Here is an 18,437-nt window from a genome sequence, read left to right as displayed (position 1 = left end):
GGCTGAATACTCCTCAAGCGGCAAAAAGCGGCAGTGCTTATGAACCCCTCTCGCCAAGTTCTGATCTACGATACAACGCTGAGAGATGGCATCCAGCGTCACGGCATTTCCTGCACCTTCGAGGACAAGATCAAAATTCTCAACCGTATAGCTCAGCTTGGTGTTCCTTTCATCGAAGGCGGCTGGCCTGGAGCCAATGCGGTCGATACTCAGCTTTTTGACTACTTGAAGAAGCATCCATTACCCAATACGCAGATTGTGGCCTTTGGCTCGACTAGGCGATCGCACCAAAAGCCCTCAGAAGACCCCACGCTGCAAAACTTGTTAAACGCTGGCACCCAGTGGCTGACAATCTTTGGCAAATCTTGGGATCTCCACGTGACCGACGCGCTCAAAGTCAGCCTTGATGAAAATCTAGCGATGATTCAAGACTCGATTGAATTCTTGCGAGCAAACGGACGCCGAGTCATCTACGACGCTGAGCATTGGTTTGACGGCTATCTAGCAAATCCTGACTATGCCCTCAAAACGCTAGAAGCTGCTGTACTAGGTGGCGCTGACTGGCTGGTTCTTTGCGATACTAACGGTGGCACTTTGCCCAAAACGGTCGAAACCATTGTGCGCGATGTCCAAACCTGGCTAGCTACCCACCACGCCGATCTGACCCATCTGCCCCAAGTTGGCATCCACACTCACAACGATAGCGGCAGCGCCGTCACCAGCTCGCTGTTTGCGGTGGATGCTGGGGCCAGAATGGTTCACGGCACGATCAACGGCTACGGCGAACGCTGTGGCAACGCCGACCTATGCAGTGTCATTCCCAACCTACAGCTCAAGCTGGACTACGACTGTCTGCCTGCTGAGCAGTTGAAAACTTTGGCTGAGACCAGTCGATTTGTCAGTGAAATCGTCAATCTCGCGGCAGACGACCACGCGCCCTATGTTGGCCGTTCCGCCTTCGCCCACAAAGGCGGAATTCATATCAGCGCCGTCGAGCGCAATCCCAAAACCTACGAGCATATTGAGCCGAGCGCTGTTGGCAACGCGCGCCATATTGTTGTTTCTAGTTCATCCGGGGCCAGTACCGTTCTCTCCAAAGCCAGAAGCTACGGTATTGATCTCAAAAAAGACGATCCGACTACTCGCAAAATCATTGACCGGGTCAAAGAACTAGAGGGCAAAGGCTATCAGTTTGAAGCGGCTGAAGCCAGCTTTGAGCTGCTGATGCGTACAGAGCTAAGTCTGCATCAGCCGATGTTTCAGCTACGCGGTTTTGAAGTCAATTACAACGTGATTCAATCAGACGTGCAGTGCAATATTGGGGCTCGCGCCATGATCAAAGCGTCGGTAAAAGGCCAAGAAGTGCTAGAGGTCGCTGAATGCATGGGGCCGGTCTCGGCGCTAGATAAAGCGTTGCATAAAGCGCTCGAAAGGTTTTTCCCGGCGGTAGAAAGCTTTTATCTAACTGACTATAAGGTTCGTATCCTCAACAGCGAAGCAGGTACGGCGGCAAAAGTCCGGGTGCTCGTAGAATCTAGCGACGGCAGACAAAGGTGGTCCACGATAGGGGTGTCGGTCAATATCTTAGAGGCGTCTTATCAGGCGGTAGCCGCTGGCATTGAGTACGGCTTGTACCGGGCGGCGATCGCACAGCAGCAAACTCAAGCACTGAATATAAGTTCGATATCTTCCTGACAAAGAAAAAGTCGAGGCTGAAGTGTGCAAGGGACGGTTTTAACAATGCTTCGAGCCAAGTCGGACATTCAGCTCAAAATGCTAAGTGCAAGTGTCTAGATCTGCTCAGCCCTGCTGAAAGATTTGATTGACCGTCATGGAAAAAGTTGGAAAAGTGTTGGAGAGAACGGTTTCGTTCCTGCGGTACTGGGTTAGCTCGTATTCACCTTCTATGAGCGTGCAAACGGTAAAGGTGGGTTGCTTGGGTGAGCCAATATAGCGCCGACCGCCAATCCCTAAATAGTCAGCGATCCAGTATTCTTGAATGCCCAAAGCTTCGTAGTCGGCAAGTTTGAATAGGTAGTCGTCGCGCCAGTTAGTCGATACTACTTCTACAGCGAGCTTGATAGATTGCCCAGATGTAATGATCGATCCTTTTTCCCAGCGGGGTTCATGGGCGATCGCATCTTCATCTAGCACAATAATGTCTGGTTCGTAGCCAGTATCGTTTGAGACTTTGACGATGCATTCTTTCGGAATAAAGTAAGGCTGCTGCGCCTGCCGAATGAGCGCACCTAGCTCGTAGGCCAAATCACCCGCTAGACGAGAGTGTTTTCCTTTCGGCTTTGGCATTTTGATAACGACTCCCCGTCTCAATTCGTAGCGATTTTCAGAATTCTCTGGATACCAATCCACAAATTCGTCAAACGACGTAGGTTTTTTATCGACTACAGAAATCATGATTGCCTGGGGTTCCTGTGGGCTTGAGTGAGGTTATTTTAGAGCTTTTAGTCTGCGCTCGGCGGTGCGGACGAAGTGCTGGTTTTTTCTGTACTGGAAGGGAACGAACCCTTTGACTTTGATAATCAGGGTTTCTAGGGTCTCGCGGGCGGCGGCAGTATCTTCTTGCCTGGCTTGAATTTCGGCCAGCATTAGGTAGGCTTCTGGGCTGCTCCAGCTTTTGACATGGGTCTGTAGGTGCGTTAGGGCAGCGTCTGTGTCCTGCATTTGATACAGCGTCATTCCATAGGCCAAAGAGGCTTCGCCGTAAGAAAACTCGGGATCTACTGCTAATAGACGCGCTAGGTAGTCTTTGGCGGCTGAATAGTCTTTGAGTTCTCCAGCGGCTTGGGCTGCACCCCAGAGCGCTTTCGCATTTTTAGGCGCTTGTTCTAGGGCTTGCTGATAGGCTTCTAGGGCTTTTTCTGTTTGCTTTTGGTCGAACAGAAGATTGCCCAGGGTGATGAACTGCGTGGGCTTGCCAATGTTTTTGGCATCGGCTTCAGCCTGCCAGAGGCGATCGCGATCCTGCCGACTGACAAAGCCAAAAGATCCCCCCACTTTACTAACAAACTCAGGATGGGCGGGCAGCCACTGCGTGACAAAATACATCACTGCTCCGATCACGTTCAAGAAGATCAGCAGCCAAATCCATTGCTGTCCCTGTCTGCCTGACCGGATGCACTCATACAGCATCCATAGCCAAAAAGCACTGCCCAATAGCCAAAGCAGGCTGAATGAACCAAAAAAGACAGACGGCATTCCCAAGAACTCCTACAAATCAGCTAGCCTAGTCTAACTTTCCCTAGACTGAACTTCCTAGCCAAGCGCTTTAGCAGTCTCTCGTTCAGCTTTCAATTCGCGCAGGCGATCGCTTTCTTAAGACCAGCAGTCACACCCACAAAAAAGAGGGCGGATGCCCCCTTTTTATCTCTGCTTACCTCTGGTAGATGCTCAGTCTTACTAGTCTAGGTAACCCATCAGCGTGCCAGGGTCTTCATCAATGTCGTTGCTGGCGATTGGGCGATGACCCGGCAGCGAGTCGATGTCAGAAACAACTAGTGTACTCACCGCAACCGGGCGATGACCTGGCAAAGTCTCAGTGGTGGCAATCTCAAAGGAGTTAGACATCACGGGGCGACGACCAGCGGAAGAAAGAGAATCGACGACTTCTACTTCGCTCAGCGCAATCGGACGATGGTTCGGCAGGCTATCAGATTCGACAATGCGCGTATGATCAGATAGTTCCATGATGCCGCTATTGGATGCTTTGACCAAGCCGCCCTTACCTTCTGTATCGGCCTTAGCCTCTGAAGCAGCGGTAGCTTTTTTGCGAGTACGGCTGCTGGCGTTGGTGCTTTTGCTGTTACCGTTCTCTTCTGTGGTGCTCATAGGGGGTGACCTTGCTTATTATCGGGAAAAAACTTGCCGAGCCCTGCGGCTTTTGACCAGCCATTTGGACGGCCTTTTAGACCTACTGACCGGGCTGATAAAGTCAAATAACTATAAGGTGTTATTTTCCAAGCTTAAGAAAATATTATAGGTGAAAATCAGGCCGATTCAGTTTACGAAAGGTAATAACGCTGATAAAAAGAGCTGCTGCGTGTGTGCAGCTATACATTGTCAGCGCTATAATAATTATCCACCTGGGGCTGAAACGGTTTCGACGTTTTAACGAAAGTCGCAGCGTGATACAGGTCAAGAGTGAGTCTACTCTTGTAAATCAAGGCTCAAACTTAAAGATACATGCAAACAACATCGTACCTTTTGCTCGTAAGCGCGCTCTTGTAGCTGCCGCCTAACAACCTCTTACAGGTTCGAGCGTCTGAACTGTGACCCCGTTAAGCAGTAAAGACTAAACCCCCAACGGGCGCTCTGGCAAACTTTCTTCGGTGGGTGCGTCAGCTAAGACTTTCATCGAAGCATCCTGTTTCCGGGACAATGGAAAACTCCCGCCTTGAGGGTTAGAAAGGCTATACCTGTGAATGAGCGATGCGTGATTACTTAGAGCGGACACGGGTTCGACTCCCGTCAGCTCCATTAAGCTCCTATTGAAAAAGGCTTAGCCGTCACTGGCTGAGCCTTTTTTGTTGAATTTTTAGCTGAGTTTCTTGTGAATTAGGATGCGTGTGTCAGGCTCTCGTCTTCAACACTAGCCAAGCGTACTAATCGCGAGGGTGGCAAGGATGGCACTAATTACATAGAAGACGCCGACGACCTGAAGCTCTGACCAGCCGGATAGCTCAAAGTGATGGTGCAAAGGTGCCATTCTAAATAGGCGCTTGCCTTTTCCATCGGGGCCTTTGGTAGCTTTGTAGTAGCCAACCTGTAGAAGCACGGAAAGGGTCTCGGCAACGAACAGAAGCGTCACAATCAGCAGGCCAAACAGGTTGTGACTGAGGATGCCGACAGCAGCTAGGGCACCGCCCAAAGCCAAAGACCCCGTATCGCCCATGAATACGTTGGCTGGATTCCGGTTGTGAGCAAGAAAGCCCAAACAAGAACCACTCAGCGCGGCGCAAAAGACTGTCAGATCAGGATGCGTCGGGGCGACAAGAGCGCCTAGGCCCAAAAGAGCGATCGCACCCGCGCCAGCCATCAGACCATCTACACCATCGGTCAGATTGGTCGCATTGCTTTCCGCCACCAAGACAAAACCAGCCAGTGGCCAAAAAAGCAGTCCTAAGGGAACGGTTAACCCCAAAGGAAGTGCGACAGTGGTGATCTGGGCGGATTGGGTCGTGAATGCCCAAAGGCAAAATGCGATCGCAACCCCGATTTGCAGAATAAGCTTCGCCTTTGGAGAAATACCTTTGTTAGAGCGCTTTTGCATCACCTGCCAGTCATCGACCCAGCCGATTAGGCCGTAGGCCAGCGTTACTAGGCTAACGGCTACAGTCAAAGGCGAAAATCCAGTCCATACCAGTGCCACCAAAACAGCGACCGGGATAAAAAAGATACCGCCCATGGTAGGCGTGCCTGCCTTTTTTAAATGAGCGCTCGGCCCATCCTCTCTAATAAACTGCGCCGCTTTTAGCCGTTTCAAAATGGGCAGAGCGATCCCTCCAGCTAGGGCCGAGAGTATTGTCCCCGTTACCAAAGGCCCCGTTAGTTGAGCTTGCCCAGCGTCTATTCCAGCTATTCGCCCCGCTGCTAGGTCTAACCCAACCGCTGCAACCAAAAGACACGCCGCTAACAGAATCGAAAGCTTTACCCCAGATAACCCTACAGACTTCGACGAAAACCTTGCATCCACAACACTATCCCTTCACTTACCACACACCTTTCCCAGTTCCTACCAAAATTCGACGCTCTGTTGGTGACGTTGCGCTCTGCCTTATCACCAACACGATAGATCGTTGCTATTTCAGTTTTTGCTCGACTTCTTGTTCAGCTTCCTAAGCTGCTCAAGCTGCTCAAAGGTGAGTTGAGAGCGCTCACCTTCGTATCGTTACTCCGTATCATTACGTTGTGTAAAGACCTGTAGCCTACACCAATCCAATGCACAGCCCCGATGGAGCTACACACCCTCAAGCGGAATAGACAAGAGACACTTGACAATCTACAGCGATTAGCTCGGCTCGTCCGTTAGAAACCTAGTGTGGTAAACACGCAAAAATCAGACCATTACACAAAAAAGTCAGACTATTGCACTAAAAACCACCCTCTTTTCCCAGGCCACACGCTCTTTTTCTAAACCTTCCTTTTTCTAAACCTTCCTTTTTCTAAACCCTCTTAGTTTCAATTCAAAGAGTTTCCATTCAAAGAGTTTTCATTCAAAGACGGCTCGATTCAAGCGCTATATGAGCGAAAGACTAGTCGTCATCTAGTGACATTTCATCCTCGTCGTCATCGATGTCATCGTCGTCATCGTCTTTGTCCTCATTACCCATAAGATCCGCTAGCTCTTCGGGCTCAGGCTCGTCGCCTATGCTGTCAACTGGCTCACGCGGGATTAGACGCCCGGTTCCTTCCAACCAATTTAGAATGGAGGAATCTCTTTGAAGTGGGATCACTTCAGCGGTGTCTTTACGAGGGATCTGACGAACGGACGGATTGTAATTGCTCATTAAGCGGCGTCAACTAAAACGGACTAGTACATAAATAAGGGGGTCGCCTATAGCAGCTCAGCTACTGACTTTTCAAAGGCCGAGTGCGGTCAATCGAAAAGGTAAAAGCTGACTGTATGGAGACGCTTAATTACTTTACCACCGCATTAATTACATCTAATGGTGAATAGTGTCAATCACTGAAGTATATTTCTTCGTATAGCAAAGCGCGGATGCATACTCTTCGAGAAGGCAGAGCCTACGCACTTTGCTATGGCACTTTGCGCTGTATGACAAGGGCTGTAGCCTTTCGAGGTGTAGTCAGCAAAGTGCGGAAAACTATAGATGCCGGCTAATGATATAGATCAGACAAAATAGGTCAGACAAACCCATGCTGAACAAAACTGATTTGAAAAATGCGATCGCAAAAACCAACCGAGGCATTTTGGCAAACGCTAATGACCGCCAGGTAATTGCCAGCATTATCGCCCGCGTAGAAGACCTCAATCCAACGCCCAATCCCCTTTCAGCCCCCGATCTGCTAGCCGGTGACTGGCGATTGCTCTACACCACTAGCCAAGAGCTGCTAGGCATCGATCGCATTCCCTTTGCCGATCTAGGTAATATCTACCAGTGCGTTCGGCCAGAGGTCTCGCGGATCTACAACATTGCCGAAGTCAACAGCTTGCCTTTTTGCGAAGGACTGGTTTCAGTCGTTGCCGATTTTGCCCCAGCGCCAGCAGAAGAGTCTATTCTAGATACCGCCTCTGCTGACTCTGCCGCCGAGGTGGCCGTAGCCACTAATGTCAAAACCGATGTCAAAACCGATATCGAGACGCTGTCTCAGCGCCGTGTCAATGTCAAATTCAATCGGGCCATTTTTGGATTGCAGCGAACACTGGGTTATCAATCGCCTGCTCAATACATCGATCAGATTCAATCCACGGAAAAATTTAGCTTCCTGAAGGGCATAGATTTCGCGATTAACGCAGACAGGCAGCAGGGCTGGTTAGAAATCACCTATCTAGACAAAGATATGCGGATTGGGCGAGGCAACCAAGGCAGTCTGTTCGTACTCACTAAGGACGCCTAGACGCTACCTTTATGCTTCCTCTTTCTCAAAGCCATCTGACGCTGTTTGAAAGCTGCCCGAGAAAATATCAGCATGTCTTCTTCGACGCGCTTGCTGCGCCTTCTACCTACGAGCAGCAAGCGCAAACTCAGTGGGGTAGCCAGTTTCACTTACTGATGCAGCAAAAGGCGCTGAATCTTCCTATTCAAGCCGTTTCTCAAGCAGATACTCAAATGGCGGCTAGCTTAGAGGCTCTAGTCAAAGCAGCGCCCGAGGTCTTTGACCCTCTATCAGCAGCGCAATCGCCCAGTGAGTTTAGCCAGAGCGAACACCGTCGTACGCTCGCGTTCAACAACTATTTGCTGACGGTGGTTTATGACCTGGTCGTGTTTTCTGGCCAGTCAGAAGACCAGCTAAAAGGACATATTTTTGACTGGAAAACGCACCAGAAGCCGCTGCCAAAGGCCCGACTAGAGGCAGACTGGCAAACGAGACTGTATCAATTCGTACTGTGTGAAACGAGTGACCTGTCCCCCGATCAGATCTCTATGACCTATTGGTTTGTTCGACCCAGTCAGTCTGAGCCTGTTGCCACGTCTATTTCGGCAGGGGCCGTGCCCACAGCGCCCGCACTCACACAGCCAAGCTCCTATCAATTTGACTATGACCTCGTACAGCACGATCAAACGCGCCAAGATCTGCTGCTGCTGACCGATCGGCTGACAGAAATGCGGCTGACAGAAAACTTTTTGAAAGTAGATATTGCTAAAGGGTTGTGCGATCGCTGCCCTTTTGCGCTGAGGTGCGATCGCCTGCCGCTTGCGGCTGCCACCCAAGCCCAAACCACCCAACAGCTCCTCCATACGGCCAGTCAACTTACCGCCGAGAGCGTGACAGAAGTTCCCCTGTAGAGTGTCGTATATAGCAAAACCGTATACACTCGCAGAGGTTCACTTAAGGCGCTATGCTTGATGATCTGGCAGTATCCCGATAATGGAAGCACCCTTCGAAATCACGCTGCAAATCGTTTTGACCGTCCTAGCAGGCATTGCTGCTCAGGTCATTGCAGCCTACTTAAAGGTTCCTAGCATCATCTTGCTGCTGATCTTCGGGATCGCATTGGGAACCGATGGTCTGAGCTGGATTGCGCCGCAGACGCTAGGCGTGGGCCTAGAAGTCATTGTCTCCCTGTGCGTGGCGCTGATTCTTTTTGAAGGTGGGCTGAGCCTAGAGCTCAAAGAAATTGGCAAGGTTTCGGGCAGTCTGCGAAATCTAATCACGATTGGTACGTTCATCACGTTAGTCGGTGGTGGAATGGCTGCCCATTGGCTAGCAGAATTTCCTTGGTCGATTGCCTTTCTGTATGCTTCGCTAGTCGTTGTGACTGGGCCGACCGTCGTCACCCCCCTGCTGAAGCAGGTCGGCGCAGAACGCAAGATCGCCACACTGCTAGAGGGTGAAGGTGTCTTGATTGATCCGGTGGGCGCAATTCTGGCGGTCGTCGTTCTAGATATTATCCTTAACGGCGATACTGACCCGGTGTTTGTGATTGGCGGTCTGTTAGCTCGACTCGGCATCGGTACTATCATCGGCGGTGGGGGCGGTGCTCTGATGGCGCTGTTCTTACGTAAGGCTGATTTCCTCTCAGAGGAGCTTCGCAATCTGGTGGTGCTAGCTGGGATCTGGGGGCTGTATGGCCTAGCGCAAAGCGCGCAAGACGAGTCAGGGCTAATGGCAGCGGTCGCAGCGGGCATCGTGGTTCGGGCGATTTCAATTCCAGAAGAGCGGCTGCTGAGACGCTTCAAAGGGCAGCTAACGATCTTTTCGGTGTCGGTATTATTTATTTTGTTGGCAGCAGACCTCTCGATTGCCAGCGTATTTGAGCTAGGGTCGGGCGCGGTGCTGACGGTGCTGGTTCTGATGTTTGTTGTCCGACCGATCAACATTTGGGCCTGTACGCTCAACAGCGATCTCAACTGGCGACAGAAGGCTTTTATGAGCTGGATTTCGCCACGCGGAATTGTTTCGGCTTCTGTCGCTTCTCTGTTTGCCATTTTGCTGACAGAGCGAGGCATCAATGGGGGCGATTCGATTAAGGCACTGGTGTTTTTGACAATCATCATGACCGTCTTTGCTCAGGGGCTGACAGCGCGTGGTCTGGCCCAGGCGCTCGGGGTAACTTCTAGCAGCGCCACAGGGGTGGTGATTGTTGGCTGCAATCCGCTAGGGCTCAAGATCGGGCGTTTGTTCAAAGGCAGAGGCGAATCAGTTGTGATTATCGATACTGACAAAGCTGCTTGTGACAAAGCTCATGAAGAAGGCTTTGATGTGTTTGTGGGCTCGGCGATGAATGGGGAAATTTTAGAAGAGGCTGGCCTCAGCTCTATCGGTACTTTCTTAGCGGTGACAAACAACGGAGAAGTGAACTCTGTGATTGCAGAGCGGGCGCAAGAAGAGTTTCAGCCGCCTAGAGTGTTTGCCGTACTGCCTCGATCTCAAGCAGGCGCTGTCGAAACTAAAAACAATAAGACCAGAGGAGAGGTCAAAACGCCCCGGCTGCCTGTGAAGAAATGGAATACATACATCACTGACGATGCGGTCCAGATGGGAACGTATGACTTTACTGGAGATGCGATCGCCCCCCAAAGAGAACAGGTCAATAACCTGATCGAAGACGGTGACGTTATCCCGCTGGTAATAGAACAAGCCGAAAAGCTAGAAGTCGCCCTGGGCCAAACTGAGTGGCCTGTCGGCAGTCAGCTCACCTATCTGATTCACGATCCTACCCCTCAACTGCTCAAGCGGCTGTCCGGCGCTCGCAAACCCTCCCGACAGATTATTAAACCGGTCCCAGAAGACTCGAAGGCAGGGGCTGAAAAGTCAGCAGATAACTCAGCCGACCAAAAAGCCTTAGACCGTAGCCAAGACAGCCAGGAGCCCAAATCTGGTCGACCTCAGCCAGCGCCATCCAAACCTAAAGACACTTCCAAACCGAAAACCACTAAGGTGGTCAAACCTGGCAAGATGATCGAGGAACCCTAGCGATGGGGAGCCCGCTCAGTCAGCCGCCAGTGCCCTCGAAAAGATCGCCTACAGACCCGCCATTAGGCACACTTTATGGACTAGGCGTTGGCCCTGGCGATCCAGAGTTAATTACAGTGAAGGCACTTAGCTGTTTGCGTTCGGTCCCTGTGGTTGCATTCCCAGCCGGACTACGCGGTCGGCCTGGGGTTGCCGAGCGAATTATTGCCCCGTGGCTATCTCCAGCACAAACGCAGCTACCCCTGCACTTTCCCTATGTGCAAGATCTAGAACAGCTAAGCGCTGCCTGGCAGCAGGCTGCTGAGGAGGTCTGGCCCTATTTACAAAAGGGGGATGTTGCCTTTGCCTGCGAAGGTGATATTAGCTTTTATAGTACGTTTACTTATTTGGCGCAGAGCTTGCAGCAGCAGCACCCTGCCGCTAGGGTAAGGGCGATCGCAGGCATCTCTTCCCCTATGGCTGCCGCTGCTGCCCTTGGCATTCCCCTCACCTATCAACATCAAAGATTGACCGTCTTGCCTGCGCTCTACGATGCTCAGCAGCTAGAAACTGCACTAGACTCAGCAGAAGTCGTTGTCTTGATGAAGGTCAGCAGTGTCTACGCTCAGGTTTGGGAAATACTGGCTAGGCGTCAGCTATTAGCGAGTAGCCATGTCGTCCAAAATGCCACCAAAACCGACCAGGTTATTTACACTGACTTACAGCGCCATCCAAATCTAGAGCTTCCCTACTTCTCGATCATGATTGTGCGAAACGAGTGACCTCGTGTGGTTGACCTATGATCTAGATGTTCTTTGCTATCAAACGACAGCGAGTTACAACAAAAGCGGTTTTCTCCTCGAAATTGGCATACACCCAAGATCAGCTTTTTACTCAAATCGCCTACGCTAGATGCAGTAGTCACACACCAGACCCACTCTAAAACACACCTATAGACATACGCGCCTCTTATAAACACGCGCCGTCGATAAACATTAATTACTGTCCGAAAGTCATGGCCTTTTCCTCTCGACTAAAATCAGCTGTTCGTCCTTTCTACCAGACAGCGAAATTTGTTAGTCCCACCGCTGCTGGCGTTTTGCTTTCGCTAGGCGTTCATGCTCTCTTCTTTGCCTTTGGCCCTCGGACCAGTTTTTCCTTTGCTGCCCTCAGTGAAGCGGCGCAACAAGAAGAAGCCGAAGAGACTATTGTCCCGCTCGTACAGCTCACCCCGGCGGAGCGCAGCCGTCTGCCTGCCTTTGCTCAGCCTCGTGTTTTGCCCCCTAGCCCTACTGGACTCAGCGGTGGATTGGGCCTACCCCTTGATCTTTCTACCTCCAATCGCAGTCGTCTGCAGCGCAAGCCTACACCCGCTAGGCGGCTGCCATCGCCGACGTTGCAGACCCGCAGACCCACTGCAAATCGTACTTTTAGAGTGCCTAGAACCCCTGTTAATCCATCTGCGTTTAGAACCCTACCTTCGCCATCTGTCAGACAAAGGCCCGCCGTTTCTGTTTTGCCACCGCCTGCGACCTCACTTCCCAATGTGACAGCCGGCAACCTATCAATTGTGCCAGGCGGCGACGGCAACTCGGCAGAGCCAACCCTGCCAAACTTATCTATGCCAGACTCGTCTACAGATGAAGGAACGCCTTCTGCATCGGATTTACAGACAACACCCCGCTCTATCGAAGATGCCTTAGCAGCAACCGAAAACCAGGCGTCTACGGAGGGCGCTGCTCTATTAGAAGGCACAGACTCGCCTGCAGCGTCCGAAGGCACAGAGACGCCAGATGAGACGCTAACTGAATCGGCAGATATTACTGTTTTGCCATCAGATTCGATCGATGTGGCACCAGCTCAGGGGGATTCTAGTCGTCTACTAGCCGGGTTTATTTACGATCCGACAGACGTATCACAAGCAGAAGCCGATGCTAACTTGCAGGCATGGCTGACAGAAACTGCTGAAAACAAAAGCGAAATAGACACCCAGCAGGCTGAGATCACCATCGACTCTAATTTCAAAGTGTGCAAAGACAACCCACCAGCGGACGGCTTAATCGGCGTAGTCGTCAACCCTGATGGCAGTCAAGAAGAGACCAAAGTCCTCAAAAGCATCGGCTATGACTTACTCAATCGTCAGGCTCTAGATGCGGTTGAGCGTAGTGACTTTGGCCAGCTAGCAATGCCGACTCAGTATCAGGTGAGCGTAGAGGTGCTCTATCAGCCAAGTGGCTGCGTAGAAGAACTGCCAGACGCAGCCGAAGATATCGATGGGTAGGCTTTGACGGCAGCTATAGCTCCCCCCACTTTGCTTACTACACCGAACAAACAAGAGCAGTTGAGCTGAGGTGAGTAGGGTGAAGCTAGAAAGATTCGGCTTTCACGCGGTTTTCAAAGACGCGGTTCAAAGACGTCTAGTAATAACTTTGCCATGTGTATCAGTGCCACAACTGCTGAGTAGATCTAATTCTTTGGCAAGCGCGGCCACCCGTTCAGTTTTACCGGGACTAGGCCGCCAAACCTTGGGATTATCGTAAGCATAATAGGTTTCGACCCCATCGATCCCTAACTCAAACGCAGCGCGAATCAAAATCTCTTCGTTGGTGCGATAGCGCACAGGATGAGCCAGTACAGCAATTCCACCAGCCGACTGAATAGCGCGGATAACGTTGCTCGCTTCACGGTCTTTGCCTTTAGGTGCGGCCCCTTTGCTGTAGGGTCGAATCGCTTCGTCTGTGGGTTTGAAGGCGTAGCCGAGGATATGAACGTCAGTGTCGGCTAGAAGAGAGGTAATTTCGATACCTGTCCAAACTTTAGGTAAGGTCTTAACGCCCGGCTTAGAACGCTTTCGCCAGTTAGAAGGATTGTGCCAGCGCCAGTCTTCCATCCAGGCTTCGGCCTGACGATAGCCTTTGAGCGTATGGTGATCGGTGATGGCAATACCTCGCAGACCGAGCTTAAGAGCCTGCTCCATGAGCTCTGCGGGCGCTAGCTTTCCGTCAGAGCAGTAGGTATGCATATGAAAGTTGTATGTTTTCGGGCAGCTCCGCGCACTAATACTCTGTAATACTTCTCTGAGTAGCAAAGAATCCTGCGTCGCTGTCCGATGGGCTACTTGACTAGCAGTCGCCCGATCAGCAGGACTTGCAGACATGGCTGTCTAACACTTGCGATACGGCTTAACCTACTATACCCAAATTGTCAAAAGATGGGGAAGTCCAGCAGTCCCCTCTGCTGGCTTAGGTCGTTCTCGTTGCGGTCGATTGACTTACTCAGCGAGCGTAGTCGAACAAAGTATCTAAGTAAATTCTCGAAGGGGTGCGATCGCCTTCCTTTTGCCCGTTTTGTAGCAAGAACAAAGACAGCGCCGCAGCGTACATTCTGTCTTGATCCCAAGTCGGATGAGTTTCTAGAAAGCTTCTTAAAGCGTTGTGAAGATCCTCAGGAATTTCTGCTAAAACACTGACATTTAGCTGCATAGAAACCTCTGCGTAGCGCCTGTTGTTTGCCCACTTTCATAAGCAGGCTGTCGAAGTATTCTGCTGACTAAATCAAGCTTTGTCAATGATAAAAATATTAGCAGTCGTCTCTCGTAAAGATTATCTCTGAACGAGAGATCAGTACTTTCAACCATTTTAGTTTATATAAATTCATAGTATTCACGTATTTTCTCATTTTAAAGCTTCAAGTTGAGCGTAATCCCAAGAAGACCTTGAACCTGCTGATTTTGTGTAAAAACCTGTGGAAAACTTTCTCTAGACTGTGGAAAACTTTTGGCAAATCGGTGGAAAACTGCCGCAAGACTCTATGCAAAGATAAAAACTAACGCTCGCTCAGGAATTGTTGACTAATTAATTTTCGCGCCTTGAGCTATTGCACGAATGGGCAAGTGCCTTTACACTGTCGCGCTCAGATCCTATACATAGCGGTGCTTTGCGGCTAGTATATTTGTGCTCAAAAATCATCAGACTATATGAATATCAGGAAGCTTAGCTTGTTCTGAAGTATGGACAGAGCAGAATTTCCCTCTTTGGTTCTTAGAGTTTTTCTAGAACCGCTGTAGCCCGGAATTGCGATCGCGCCTGGGGAAAACTCATTGCCTGCACCTATCAAAACTTGCTATCCTCATTACCCTGACTAAACTGGGTAATTTCAGCTAGATGACACATTCTCGACGCTACCGCAGACGTTCGCTGCTGCTGTCCTTTTGCAGTTTCGCCCTCTTATCATCTATCGGCTGGAGCTGTGGCGTTACTCAAGAGCAGGGCACACAAGCGCAGAGCCCGCAGGAGCAGGCGGCAGATGCCACGGCGTCGACCCAAACTTTGACTGTTGGTGCTATCCCCGACCAAGACCCCGAAAAGCTGCAGCGGCTATATGGAATTTTGTCTGAATACTTGAGCGAAGAGCTAGGAGTATCGGTTACCTATCAGCCCGTGACAGACTACGCAGCCGCCGTTACCGCTTTCAAAGTGGGAGATCTCGATCTCGTTTGGTTTGGGGCGCTAACAGGCGTGCAAGCTAGGATTCAGGTGCCGGATGCAGAGGCGATCGCCCAAAGAGACATCGACGCCGAATTTCATTCTATCTTCATCGCTAGCACCACTAGCAACATTGCCCCGATTACCGATCCCACCGAGCTAGTCGAACTGAAGGGTAAAACCATCACATTTGGCTCCGAATCCTCTACCTCTGGCCGACTGATGCCTCAGTACTTCTTGGCAGAATCAGGTGTGGAGCTGTCTGACTTTGATCGCGAACCGGGGTTCTCGGGCTCTCATGATGCCACTATCAAGCTGGTTGAAGCGGGGACCTATGACATAGGCGCGATCAATGAGCAGGTGTGGTTGGATCGTTTAGCTGCAGGTGCAGTAGACGAGAGCAAGGTTCAGGCGATTTGGGAGACACCGGCCTATTACAACTATCACTGGGTAGTCAACAGTGAAGCGGTTAATGAGAAATTTGGCGAGGGTTTCACCCAGGAAATTCAGAGCGCGCTGCTGAAGTTGGATAAAAATGACCCTGACCAAGCAGCTATTTTGGATCTGTTTGGAGCCGATAAGTTTATCGAAACTGAGAACGAAAACTACGCACAAATCGAAGCGGTCGGTCGCGAGATTGGCAAGATTCAATAGCCCATGACCAGCAGACAGTGATTAGTCGCTAATGACCAGTAGCCTATGACTAGAGCCGCGCTGAGATTGGAATCGGTTAGCTGTCAGTTTGGGTCGGTGGTGGCGTTGCAGGCGGTGAGTCTGGCGATCGCACCCGGTGAAAAAGTCGCTCTTGTAGGGCCGAGCGGCGCGGGCAAAAGCACATTGCTCAGCTTGCTTAACGGATCGATGAGTCCTAGCCAGGGCTCTGTGCAGGTGCTTGGCAAAGCGATTAACCAGCTACAGGGTTCTCGGCGCAGAAAGCTACAGAGGCAGGTTGGCACCGTCTATCAGCAGCACCAGCTAATCGAGAATTTATCAGTGATTCATAACGTCAACGCTGGACATTTGGGACGATGGCCGCTGTGGAAAGCGCTGTGGTCTTTGGTTTGGCCTCAGCAGGTGAACGCAGCTAGACAGGCGCTGGCTCAGCTAGGGATCGCCGATAAGCTCTACGCACGGACCGATCGGCTTTCGGGCGGACAGCAGCAGCGGGTAGCTCTGGCGCGGGTGCTGGTACAAGATCCCAAAATTGTGTTAGCTGATGAGCCGGTGGCAAGCGTCGATCCAGCGCGATCGCACGATATGATGGCGCTGCTATCGCATTTAGGAAAGAACAGAACGCTGGTGGTGAGCCTGCATGACGTGGTACTAGCGCAGACTTATTGTGATCGCATTATCGGTCTACGTCAGGGACGCATTTTGTTCGACTTACCCAGTGCCCAGGTAAGTGCTGAGCAGCTAACGGCTTTGTATGATCTAGAAGCCAGTGACCTAGAAGCCAGTAACCTAGAAGGTAATGACCTAGAAGCTGATCTAAAGCCTAGTGACCTAGAGAACAGCGCAGTGTAGCGATCCCCCCTTGAAGAACTTTTCTACTGACGTTTCTAAGGTTTCTGGTGAGCCGCTTGGTAATGAACTGCCCGGTAATGAACTGTCCGGCAATAAACCATCTGGTGAGCGATCGCCCCAGCCATTTACTAGCAAAGCCAATTTCAAAAGGCTGTTTGTTCTTTTCCTATGGTTTTTGTTCACGCTCTGGGCGTTACGAGTATCGGGCACGCCCGAGCTGAACTGGGGCGGATGCGCTTCGATCTATCAGTTTCTATCCGCTAGCTTTCGCCCTGAGCTATCTCCTGCTTTCCTCTGGGTGATGGCAAAAGCAGCGCTAGCAACGTTTGCCTTTGCGGTCTGTGGCACGACGCTCAGCTTAGTCATTGGACTGATTTTTGGGGTTGCTTGCTCTCGGCTTTGGTGGAGGATATTTTTGCCGGGCACGGTGGGTCAAGGCATATGGATGGTGCTGCGCGGCGGCTTGGCGGTGCCCAGGGCAATTCATGAGCTGATCTGGGGATTGCTGCTGCTAAATGTATTGGGACTAGACCCGATTGTGGGCGTGTGTGCGATCGCCATTCCTTTTGGTGCGATCACTGCCAAAGTCTTTTCCGAAATTATCGACGAGACGCCGGCTGAGCCTTTGAATGCTTTGGTCAACAGCGGCGTTTATCCAGTGACTGCTTTTTTCTACGCGCAGTTGCCACAGGCGCTACCAAATCTAATTTCTTACGGGTTCTATCGGTTTGAATGTTCGCTGCGGGCGGCGGCAGTGCTCGGCATTATTGGCGCGGGCGGACTGGGCGAGCAGATCTTCCTGAGCTGGCAGTCTTTGCAGTATGCAGAGGTTTGGACGGGCTTTTACGCGCTGATATTACTCAATGGCTTGGTCGATACATGGAGTGCGAAACTCAGGCGGCAGATGGGCTTTGTCAGTCGCATGGATATTGCGAGAAGAACAAACGCGCAGAAGAGAAGGGCTGCCACCGAGCGAAATCGTTTCTTTATCTGGGGTTCTTGGCTGGCGATCGCGCTTTCTATTCCCTTATGTTTTGCCTACCTTGATCTCGGCTGGGCGCGAATAGGCCGATCACCTCCCTTTTTGATCGACTTAGCTAGCCAAGTCACACCAGATCGGGTTTTATCGGCGCTCTCTTTTTCTTTGGTGCCGCTGGCGCTCCAGACCGTTGCCATGTCTGTTTTAGCGATTAACCTAGCGGGAATCGGCGGCGTTCTCTTTTCCTTTCCGGCAGCTCAAAACTTCTTTTTGCCGGGTGGCTTGTTGCAGAGTGTTGGGACGGCTAGTCGCTGGGGCGGTGGTCATCTGGTTCTTTTGCTCTCGCGGCTGATCTTGCTCGCGGCCAGGGCGATTCCTGCGCCGATACTGGCACTGATTATTGTTTTTGGAATGTATCCAGGGGTTTGGCCAGGGGCGCTGGCGCTGGCGATTCACAACTTTGGGATTCTGGGTCGGCTAATGGCAGAGGTGAATGAGAATCTCCCAGATAGGCCACTACGGGCACTGCGATCGCTCGGCGCTTCTGGCAGCGGCATCGTATTCTATGGGATCTTGCCCGCTAATTTCGCTCGGTTCCTAGCCTATATTCTCTATCGTTGGGAGGTCTGTCTACGCGAAACCGTGATTGTCGGACTTGTGGGCGTTGGTGGACTGGGTAGGCTGATGACAGAACAGCTCAGCAGCTTTGACTATAGCGGCCTAGCCGCGACGCTGCTGGTTTTTATCGGCTTAACCATCATCGTTGACACGATTAGCGCCCAGATGAGATCAGCGGTGCGCTGATCTTGTATTCGTCGAGTTTGCTCTAGTCCTGCGATGATTAAATGTGACTG

The 18,437-nt window shown here is 51.2% G+C and carries 16 protein-coding genes and 1 other RNA gene; 10 read left to right on the top strand and 7 right to left on the bottom strand.

The window, feature by feature from the left end:
- The first annotated feature begins 39 nt into the window (after window positions 1–39).
- Complete coding sequence (gene cimA, locus IQ256_RS12535) at window positions 40–1,695, top strand: citramalate synthase (RefSeq protein ID WP_193855886.1); 1,656 nt, start codon at window positions 40–42, stop codon at window positions 1,693–1,695.
- A gap of 105 nt (window positions 1,696–1,800) precedes the next feature.
- On the opposite strand, the gene IQ256_RS12530 is transcribed toward cimA, so the two are convergent.
- The 3 genes from IQ256_RS12530 to IQ256_RS12520 all read right to left on the bottom strand — a co-directional run bounded on the left by IQ256_RS12530 (window position 1,801) and on the right by IQ256_RS12520 (window position 3,846).
- On the bottom strand, window positions 1,801–2,415 hold the full coding sequence (locus IQ256_RS12530) for a Uma2 family endonuclease (protein WP_193855885.1): 615 nt from the start codon (window positions 2,413–2,415) through the stop codon (window positions 1,801–1,803).
- Window positions 2,416–2,448: 33 nt separating this feature from the next.
- Window positions 2,449–3,216, bottom strand: coding sequence for a tetratricopeptide repeat protein (locus IQ256_RS12525; RefSeq protein WP_193855884.1), 768 nt, complete (start codon window positions 3,214–3,216; stop codon window positions 2,449–2,451).
- Window positions 3,217–3,417: 201 nt separating this feature from the next.
- Window positions 3,418–3,846 carry a hypothetical protein gene (locus IQ256_RS12520; RefSeq protein WP_193855883.1) on the bottom strand — a complete coding sequence of 143 codons (429 nt, stop codon included), beginning with the start codon at window positions 3,844–3,846 and terminating at the stop codon, window positions 3,418–3,420.
- 256 nt (window positions 3,847–4,102) lie between these two features.
- On the opposite strand from IQ256_RS12520, the gene ssrA reads away from it, so the two are divergent.
- Window positions 4,103–4,497, top strand: a transfer-messenger RNA (tmRNA) gene (gene ssrA, locus IQ256_RS12515).
- A gap of 109 nt (window positions 4,498–4,606) precedes the next feature.
- Here the strand turns inward: ssrA and mraY are convergent.
- The gene (mraY, locus tag IQ256_RS12510) at window positions 4,607–5,635 is read right to left on the bottom strand and encodes a phospho-N-acetylmuramoyl-pentapeptide-transferase (RefSeq protein ID WP_228024828.1); all 1,029 of its coding nucleotides are present in this window, start codon (window positions 5,633–5,635) and stop codon (window positions 4,607–4,609) included.
- A gap of 634 nt (window positions 5,636–6,269) precedes the next feature.
- Complete coding sequence (locus tag IQ256_RS12505; protein ID WP_193855881.1) at window positions 6,270–6,524, bottom strand: DUF3134 domain-containing protein; 255 nt, start codon at window positions 6,522–6,524, stop codon at window positions 6,270–6,272.
- A 370-nt stretch (window positions 6,525–6,894) separates the two neighbouring features.
- Here IQ256_RS12505 and IQ256_RS12500 point away from each other — a divergent pair, with 370 nt between their 5' ends.
- The 5 genes from IQ256_RS12500 (at window position 6,895) to IQ256_RS12480 (ending at window position 12,877) form a co-directional block, all read left to right on the top strand.
- Window positions 6,895–7,596, top strand: a complete 702-nt coding sequence (locus IQ256_RS12500) for a PAP/fibrillin family protein (RefSeq protein WP_193855880.1) — start codon at window positions 6,895–6,897, stop codon at window positions 7,594–7,596.
- Between the two features lie 11 nt (window positions 7,597–7,607).
- The gene (locus IQ256_RS12495) at window positions 7,608–8,486 is read left to right on the top strand and encodes a PD-(D/E)XK nuclease family protein (RefSeq protein ID WP_193855879.1); all 879 of its coding nucleotides are present in this window, start codon (window positions 7,608–7,610) and stop codon (window positions 8,484–8,486) included.
- 82 nt (window positions 8,487–8,568) lie between these two features.
- Window positions 8,569–10,617, top strand: a complete 2,049-nt coding sequence (locus IQ256_RS12490) for a sodium:proton antiporter (protein WP_193855878.1) — start codon at window positions 8,569–8,571, stop codon at window positions 10,615–10,617.
- 2 nt (window positions 10,618–10,619) lie between these two features.
- The gene (locus tag IQ256_RS12485; protein WP_193855877.1) at window positions 10,620–11,378 is read left to right on the top strand and encodes a precorrin-2 C(20)-methyltransferase; all 759 of its coding nucleotides are present in this window, start codon (window positions 10,620–10,622) and stop codon (window positions 11,376–11,378) included.
- Between the two features lie 233 nt (window positions 11,379–11,611).
- Complete coding sequence (locus IQ256_RS12480) at window positions 11,612–12,877, top strand: energy transducer TonB (protein ID WP_193855876.1); 1,266 nt, start codon at window positions 11,612–11,614, stop codon at window positions 12,875–12,877.
- A 126-nt stretch (window positions 12,878–13,003) separates the two neighbouring features.
- Here IQ256_RS12480 and IQ256_RS12475 read toward each other — a convergent pair whose 3' ends face one another.
- Together IQ256_RS12475 and IQ256_RS12470 are read right to left on the bottom strand one after the other, a co-directional pair.
- A complete protein-coding gene (locus tag IQ256_RS12475) occupies window positions 13,004–13,753 on the bottom strand; it encodes a PHP domain-containing protein (protein WP_193855875.1) in 750 nt (249 codons plus the stop codon).
- A 118-nt stretch (window positions 13,754–13,871) separates the two neighbouring features.
- A complete protein-coding gene (locus tag IQ256_RS12470) occupies window positions 13,872–14,078 on the bottom strand; it encodes a DUF2811 domain-containing protein (RefSeq protein WP_193855874.1) in 207 nt (68 codons plus the stop codon).
- Between the two features lie 681 nt (window positions 14,079–14,759).
- Between IQ256_RS12470 and IQ256_RS12465 the strand changes: the two genes are divergently transcribed.
- Genes IQ256_RS12465 through IQ256_RS12455 form a run of 3 tightly spaced genes read left to right on the top strand, consistent with a single transcriptional unit; the run spans window position 14,760 to window position 18,387 of the window.
- Complete coding sequence (locus tag IQ256_RS12465) at window positions 14,760–15,734, top strand: putative selenate ABC transporter substrate-binding protein (protein WP_193855873.1); 975 nt, start codon at window positions 14,760–14,762, stop codon at window positions 15,732–15,734.
- A 45-nt stretch (window positions 15,735–15,779) separates the two neighbouring features.
- Window positions 15,780–16,604 (top strand): phosphonate ABC transporter ATP-binding protein, encoded by an 825-nt coding sequence (locus IQ256_RS12460; RefSeq protein WP_193855872.1) that lies wholly within the window; start codon window positions 15,780–15,782, stop codon window positions 16,602–16,604.
- Between the two features lie 10 nt (window positions 16,605–16,614).
- Window positions 16,615–18,387, top strand: a complete 1,773-nt coding sequence (locus tag IQ256_RS12455) for an ABC transporter permease (RefSeq protein ID WP_228024827.1) — start codon at window positions 16,615–16,617, stop codon at window positions 18,385–18,387.
- Window positions 18,388–18,437 lie beyond the last annotated feature (50 nt).

The sequence above is a fragment of the cf. Phormidesmis sp. LEGE 11477 genome, assembly GCF_015207105.1.
Lineage (GTDB): Bacteria > Cyanobacteriota > Cyanobacteriia > Phormidesmidales > Phormidesmidaceae > Phormidesmis.
The sequence above is the reverse complement of the archived record's forward strand: the minus strand, read 5'-3'. Positions and strand labels throughout refer to the sequence as shown.

Coding starts and splice junctions, on each gene's coding strand:
- IQ256_RS12465 (WP_193855873.1), top strand. CDS start 14,760: ATGACACATTCTCGACGCTACCGCAGACGTTCGCTGCTGCTGTCCTTT.
- IQ256_RS12525 (WP_193855884.1), bottom strand. CDS start 3,216: ATGCCGTCTGTCTTTTTTGGTTCATTCAGCCTGCTTTGGCTATTGGGC.
- IQ256_RS12495 (WP_193855879.1), top strand. CDS start 7,608: ATGCTTCCTCTTTCTCAAAGCCATCTGACGCTGTTTGAAAGCTGCCCG.
- cimA (WP_193855886.1), top strand. CDS start 40: ATGAACCCCTCTCGCCAAGTTCTGATCTACGATACAACGCTGAGAGAT.
- IQ256_RS12530 (WP_193855885.1), bottom strand. CDS start 2,415: ATGATTTCTGTAGTCGATAAAAAACCTACGTCGTTTGACGAATTTGTG.
- IQ256_RS12500 (WP_193855880.1), top strand. CDS start 6,895: ATGCTGAACAAAACTGATTTGAAAAATGCGATCGCAAAAACCAACCGA.
- IQ256_RS12475 (WP_193855875.1), bottom strand. CDS start 13,753: ATGTCTGCAAGTCCTGCTGATCGGGCGACTGCTAGTCAAGTAGCCCAT.
- IQ256_RS12485 (WP_193855877.1), top strand. CDS start 10,620: ATGGGGAGCCCGCTCAGTCAGCCGCCAGTGCCCTCGAAAAGATCGCCT.
- IQ256_RS12520 (WP_193855883.1), bottom strand. CDS start 3,846: ATGAGCACCACAGAAGAGAACGGTAACAGCAAAAGCACCAACGCCAGC.
- IQ256_RS12490 (WP_193855878.1), top strand. CDS start 8,569: ATGGAAGCACCCTTCGAAATCACGCTGCAAATCGTTTTGACCGTCCTA.
- IQ256_RS12460 (WP_193855872.1), top strand. CDS start 15,780: ATGACTAGAGCCGCGCTGAGATTGGAATCGGTTAGCTGTCAGTTTGGG.
- IQ256_RS12480 (WP_193855876.1), top strand. CDS start 11,612: ATGGCCTTTTCCTCTCGACTAAAATCAGCTGTTCGTCCTTTCTACCAG.
- IQ256_RS12505 (WP_193855881.1), bottom strand. CDS start 6,524: ATGAGCAATTACAATCCGTCCGTTCGTCAGATCCCTCGTAAAGACACC.
- IQ256_RS12470 (WP_193855874.1), bottom strand. CDS start 14,078: ATGCAGCTAAATGTCAGTGTTTTAGCAGAAATTCCTGAGGATCTTCAC.